The sequence below is a fragment of the Kribbella sp. NPDC058245 genome, from assembly GCF_042882005.1.
In the GTDB taxonomy this organism is placed as follows: domain Bacteria; phylum Actinomycetota; class Actinomycetes; order Propionibacteriales; family Kribbellaceae; genus Kribbella.
In genome coordinates, this window is the sequence record NZ_JBHVWY010000011.1 from 314,975 (window position 1) to 321,172 (window position 6,198).

The window sequence follows — 6,198 nt, forward strand, 5'->3', positions numbered from 1 at the left end:
GGCGAGGTCTTGCGCTCGGGCGGATCGAAGCCTACTTTTCCGACTAATCATTAGGAAAGTTTCCTAACGGTTCAGTCCCGCAGCTTCCTTTACCGCCCGGAGGACACCGCTGATGTCTTATCTACTTCGTGGGCTGACCGCTGCGGCGGTCGTTGCCTCTGCATTGTTCGTCCCACCTACTTTGGCCGCCCAGGCGGCCGACACCTTGCTCTCACAGGGGAAGCCCGCCACTGCGTCGTCTGTCGAGAGTAGTGGGTTCGCGGCCGGTCTGGCCGTCGACGGTAACGCCGGCACTCGGTGGGCCAGCGTCGAAGGTCATGATCCGGAGTGGATCCGTGTCGACCTCGGCGCCACCGCGACCATCTCCCGCGTCAAGCTGAACTGGGAGGCGGCGTACGGGAAGAGCTACAAGATCCAGACCTCGGCCGACGGTTCGACGGGCTGGACCGACGTCTTCTCGACCACGACCGGGAATGGCGCGACCGACGACCTGACCCTGTCGGGCAGCGGCCGGTACGTTCGCGTCTACGGCACCGCGCGCGGGACGTCGTACGGGTATTCGCTGTTCGACTTCGAGGTCTACGGCACGACGGGCGGCGGCAACCCGGGTGACACCACGCCCCCGAGTACGCCGACCGGTCTCGCGGCAACGGGGACGACGTCGAGCAGCGTTTCGCTGGCGTGGAACGCGTCGACGGACAACATCGGCGTGACTGGGTACGTCGTTTATCGCAACGGCACCGAGGTCGCCACCAGCGCCGGCACCACCTACACAGACACCGGCCGTACGGCGTCGACCAGCTACACGTACACGGTCAAGGCGCGTGATGCGGCCGGCAACCTGTCAGCGGTGAGCAACTCCGTGACGGCGACCACGCAAGCCGGTGGTGGCGGCGGACCCGCTGTACCGTTCGGCAGTCACCAGTTCCCGTACGCGGCCGGCATGCTCAAGCCGTCGGGTACCCAGGCTGCGATCGACCAGAAGGTGATCGACTACTACACCCAGTGGAAGTCGGCGTTCCTCAAGCAGAACTGCGGCAACGGCTGGTACGAGGTCTATTCCCCCGACGCCGATCACCCCTATGTGGGCGAGGCCCAGGGCTACGGGATGGTCATCAGCGCCACCATGGCCGGTGCCGACCCGAACGCCAAGACGATCTTCGACGGCCTGCTCAAATACGTGCTGGCGCATCCCTCGGTGAACAACGCCGACCTGCTGGCCGCCGAGCAGAACGCCTCCTGCGTAAGCAACAGCGGCTCCGACTCCGCCACCGATGGCGACATGGATGTCGCCTACGGCCTCCTCCTGGCCGACAAGCAGTGGGGGAGCAGCGGCACCTACAACTACAAGCAGCTCGCGATCAAGCACATCAACGCGATCAAGGCGAGTGAGATCAATCCGAGCACGAACCTGCTCACGTTCGGCGACTGGGCCGATTCCGGTGACGAGCACTACTACATGTCCCGGACGTCGGACTGGATGGCCGACCACTTCCGCGCCTTCAAGACGGCCACCGGCAACGCGGTCTGGGACACCATCCGGACCAAGCACCAGAGCGTGATGACCACACTGCAGGCGAACTACGCGCCGAACACCGGGCTGCTGCCGGACTTCGTGATCAACACCAACTCCACCCCGAAGCCGGCCGCGGGGAAAGTTCTCGAGGACGTGAAGGACGGCTTGTTCTGGTGGAACGCCTGTCGTGACCCGTGGCGGATCGGCGCCGACGCGGTGACCAGCGGGGACAGTGTCTCGCTCGCCGCGGCACGCAAGCTGAACACCTGGATCAAGGCCAAGACCGGCGGCAACGCCAACAACGTCGGCGTCGGCTACCAGTTGAACGGAACCCAGGTCCAGTCCGACAGCAACCCGTCGTACTTCGCGCCGTTCGCCGTCGCGGCCATGACGGATTCGGGCAGCCAGGCCTGGCTCGACGCACTGTGGACCAAGATGCTGGCGACGCCGATCGACAGTGCCGACTACTACCCGGCCAGCATCCAGCTGCAGGTCATGATCACCGTCACCCAGAACCACTGGGTGCCGTAACCACCAGATGCCCGCGCGGTCTCGGCCGCGCGGGCATTGTCCGATCAGGCGGGGGCGGCTCGGTAGGCGTTGCCCGAGGCGTTCGGGGTCGCGCCGTTGCACAGGCCGGTCGGGAAGACCTGGGTGTTGAGGGTGAACCAGGCGTAGCGCTCGACGAAGCTCTTACCGGCCAGCATCGCGGTGGACCGCTTGATGAAGTCGACCTGCTGGGCCTCACTCGGGTAGCGGGCCGTGCCGGTGGACCAGTCGACCAGCGCGTACTCAGTGATCCAGACCGGCTTGTTGTACCGGGCGCGGACCGCGTTCACGTAGCTCTCGAGCTGGCCGGTTGCATTCGAGGAGAAGTCCCCGCCGTACCAGTGCAGCGGGATGAAGTCGACGCGGTAGCCACGCGCGGCGGCGCCAGACATGAAGCGATCCAGCCAGCCGCCGGGGTCAGCACCGCCGTACGCAACGGCGGGTGCACCGAGCCGCATACCGGTCGACTGGAGCTGCGGCCACAGGTTGAGCGCTTCGTCGACCGACATGTTGGCCTGGCCGCCCATGTCGGGTTCGTTGAAGCCGAGCAGCGTGCTGCCGTTGGCCTTGGCGTCGTTGAGCGCTCCGGAGTTGACCGATCCTCGTCCCCAGATCATCGGGACGAACTCGACGCCGGCCGGTTTCGCGACACCCTGGGGATTGGTGGCCCAGGAGTAGAACCAGCTTGCGTTGACAGCGGTCAGGGCCTGCGAGGCGCCGGAGACGTTGTTGGTGCTGGCACCTTTCTTGGTGGCCAGGACCTGTGCGTTCGACGGTACGGCGAGGACGAAGGACAGCAGGACGGTCAGAGCGACGAGAAGTGTTTTTCGCATGGGTGGACTCCCTGGGGCGGTTCACCCGAGCGTCGCAGACCCTGACAGCGTTGACATCAGCTCAGCCCAAGGACTGTGGTAGTTCAGCAGGTTCTACGGATGTACGTCGGGCTGCCGGGCGCGGTGACCTCGCGGTCGCGCAGGACGACGCTCAGCCGGCGGCCGAACGTCGTACAGGCTTTGCGGAGTCCGTCGGCGGTGTACTCGACCACGAGGACGTTGTCGGCGAAGGCATCGGCGTACGTCGCACATTCGTCGTACTGGCCGCACTCCTCGGAGACGGCGAAGTCGAGCCCGACGGTCTTGCGGTCGGCGGCGAGGTCAGCCGTGTTCTTCTGGCCGATCGCCAGGCTGCGGCTGTGCGCGTGCTCAGCGAGCAGGGTCAGTAGCGCCTTGGCGTGGTCGGGGGTCAGCAGCCCTTTGGACCGGGTGTAGCTGTCGTAGTTGTCCGGCTCGATGGCTTTGTAGCCGCTCGTGGCGCAGCCGTCGATCCAGGTGTTCAGTTTGGCCGCGATCCGTGTCCGCTTGTCCGCCGTCCGCAGGTCGAGCAACGGCTCGTCCCAGTCCTCGTCGATCACGAGCTTGCCGGCGCTGTCGCGGAGCAGGAGGTCCTGGTCCCAGTCGCCGCCCTCGCCGGGCTGGGTCTGGAACGCGTTGACGTAGCAGACGTTGTACAGGCCTTCGGCGATCGGCGCTGTCCGGTCCCGGACCACGACCTTGACGTCAGCGGCCGGCGGATAGGGCCCACCGAGCTGATAGTCGAGCCCGGCATGCAGCGGCGGCGCCTCAACGGCTGCGGGTGGTTCGGATGCCTTGGGCAACCGGTTGACCACGATGAGGCCGACGGCAACCACCAGGGCAACGGCCAGCCCGATCAGCAGGGTCCGACGGTTCGCCACGCGGTCACCCTAGCCCCCTTCGCTGTCTAGACTCCTGTGATGCAGTACGCCAACGAGCAGGACCGGTACGACGCCATCCGCGCGAGCACGCTGGCCAAGTTGCGGCCGCCGCGCGCCGACCTCGCCGTACTGGATGGCGAAGCCCTGGTCCGCAAGCTCACCGAAGAAGCCCTGACCGAGTACTACGACGACCAGATCGCCGCCAACCACGCCTGGGACTACGTCGAACGCGAAGTCCGCCGGGCCGTCGACGAGGCGTAATGCAGGAGGCGGGGGAGCGGGACGCGGCTGTCGCGAGAATCCTCGCGCAGTACCGGACGCCCGCGGACCGGATGGCGGCGCTCGACCGGAGCTCCGAGTTCGGTTATGGACGACACGCCGGCAGCGACGAGCAGGCGGAGATCGCCACCGTCGCGAGCTACCTCCAGGTCAAGAGGCGCAGTTGGCGCGCCGAGCTGGCGAGCAGGGATGCGGGCAACCCGCCGCAGCGGCCTGGCTGGGAGGCCTTTCAGCAGGCGATGGACGACTTCGTCCCCGAGGTCGAGCGCACCCAGCCGAACTGGTTCCTGCAGGAGAACGGCTACAAGGTCACGGGCACGAACCAGGACGAGCTGAACGCCATCGCCGCAGCCCGCGAGCACGCGCCGCGTGACGACCCGCAGCAGCAGCTGGGCATCACCTATCAGCGGGACACCACGTACGCGATGCTGCCCGACGGAGCGATCTCCAAGCACGTCGACTCCTTCGACGCCGGTACGACGCCCGGCGCGGCTGCCGGTTGGGTCGACCACGTGGTCCGGGTACACGCGGATGCCGACGAGCTGCGGCTACGGGTGAGCGGTGTGACCGACGGCGGTGCTGGGGACGTGACCATCCAGGGGACGGTGCTCGCCGGCCCGGTCGGCAACCGCGGGCTCGCGGTGGGCTCGCCGGTCTCGCTGCAGAAGGACGGGGCGACCGGTGAGCTGACGATTGACGGGGAGCCCGCGGGCAGCGACTGGAAGGCGACGTTCGAGACCTTCGCCTATCACCAGGGGTATACCCGGGTGAACGAGGGCGTCGGCATGCACGTGCCCGGCGCCGGTCGGCCCGAGAACCGCAATCGTGGCCCGAGCCGCGCGGTCGACGACGAGCTGTTCGACCAGATCCGGGAGGTCTACAACAACGTGGAGGCGCCCGAGCAGGGATACGCCCAGACGTTGGGGCCGACGCGGACCCGGCTGAACTTCCACGAAGCCGGGTGGGATGTGCACGTGCCGCCGCACCGCAGGCTCGGCGGCGATGCCATGTTCACGGAGGCCGAGCACCCGGACCCAGCGCCGTACCAGCCCGACCTGCCGGTGGCGGCGACGATCGACGTCAGCGACCCCGGCTGGTACCACGAACTGACGAACTCGATGCCGGACCGCTTCGTCGGCGGCCGCTCAAGCAGCGCCGCCCTCTACCTGTCAGCCGCAACCATGCTCGTGCACGAAGACCGTCTCTCAACCGACGAGGCCCAAGACCTGATGGCGTTCACCGTCGCCGACATGGTCGCCAGCGGCGAACACAGCATGCCCGAATGCATGATCAGCGTCGTCATGGCCGCCGACAGCGCCGAACCCTGGCAGGACACCCCACTCAACCTCACCAAAGAGACCCCGCCCCTGAAGGCATGGCTCCACCTGGTGGGTCCGGAGACCAGGGACGAGATGCGCACCGAGGCCAAGGCGGCGCTGCAGCAGGTCCTGGCGAACCCGTCGCCTGATCCGAGAGTCGTCAAAGGCCTGACCATGATGGTGAAGGCGACAGACGAGTACGAGCGCGAGACCGGTGAGCTGAACAAGGCGCTCCAGGTCGGCCTCAACCCGACATCCGCGGCGGCCCAGCGAGTCGCTCTTCCACCGGACGCGCGCCCGCGCGCGAGCGCCGCCGTACAGGACACCGATCGCACCCGATAACGCCCCGACCTCCCGGCCCGTGCCCGGATGCCGGCGTGCCCGGTTCGCGGTCCCCAATGCCCGGTTCGCGGTGCCCAGTGCGCCCAGTGCCCAGTGCCCGTTGGGCCGGGGAGCGGAACTGACCTCAATGAACAGGCAGAACTCCCCAGCCCCTCCCTGTCTCCGGCCATCACTGGTGGCGCGAGACAGGGAGTTGGGGCTCGAGACGGTGGGCAACACGCCTCCGGCGATCACAAACTGTCTCCGGCCACCACTGGTGGCGCGAGACCGATCCGGCGAGGAGGGGCCGTACGACCGCTCCATGGCGGTCGCCGTACGGCCGCTCCGCGGCGGTCGCGGTTTTGTGGTCGCGGTTTGGCGGTCCTCCTCCCCCAAACGGTTTGGGGGGGATGACCCCGGTGCCCAGTTGGTTTTGGGGGGACCCAGGACAGCTTTCGGGGGTTGGTTCCCCCCAAACGGAC

5 protein-coding genes are annotated in these 6,198 nt (G+C 67.3%); 3 read left to right on the top strand and 2 right to left on the bottom strand.

The window, feature by feature from the left end; translation table 11 throughout:
* Positions 1 to 112: 112 nt before the first annotated feature.
* A complete protein-coding gene (locus ACFVWG_RS26015; protein WP_391546013.1) occupies positions 113 to 2,047 on the top strand; it encodes a glycosyl hydrolase family 8 in 1,935 nt (644 codons plus the stop codon).
* A 44-nt stretch (positions 2,048 to 2,091) separates the two neighbouring features.
* On the opposite strand, the gene ACFVWG_RS26020 is transcribed toward ACFVWG_RS26015, so the two are convergent.
* Together ACFVWG_RS26020 and ACFVWG_RS26025 are read right to left on the bottom strand one after the other, a co-directional pair.
* Positions 2,092 to 2,898, bottom strand: coding sequence for a glycoside hydrolase family protein (locus ACFVWG_RS26020; RefSeq protein ID WP_391546014.1), 807 nt, complete (start codon positions 2,896 to 2,898; stop codon positions 2,092 to 2,094).
* An 83-nt stretch (positions 2,899 to 2,981) separates the two neighbouring features.
* A complete protein-coding gene (locus ACFVWG_RS26025) occupies positions 2,982 to 3,797 on the bottom strand; it encodes an endo alpha-1,4 polygalactosaminidase (protein ID WP_391546015.1) in 816 nt (271 codons plus the stop codon).
* Between the two features lie 39 nt (positions 3,798 to 3,836).
* Here ACFVWG_RS26025 and ACFVWG_RS26030 point away from each other — a divergent pair, with 39 nt between their 5' ends.
* Together ACFVWG_RS26030 and ACFVWG_RS26035 are read left to right on the top strand one after the other, a co-directional pair.
* Entirely contained in the window at positions 3,837 to 4,058 is a 222-nt protein-coding gene (locus ACFVWG_RS26030; RefSeq protein ID WP_391546016.1) for a hypothetical protein, read from the top strand.
* Positions 4,058 to 5,737 (top strand): hypothetical protein, encoded by a 1,680-nt coding sequence (locus ACFVWG_RS26035; protein WP_391546017.1) that lies wholly within the window; start codon positions 4,058 to 4,060, stop codon positions 5,735 to 5,737. The genes ACFVWG_RS26030 and ACFVWG_RS26035 overlap by 1 nt, the downstream gene beginning before the upstream one ends.
* The last annotated feature ends 461 nt before the right edge of the window (positions 5,738 to 6,198 follow it).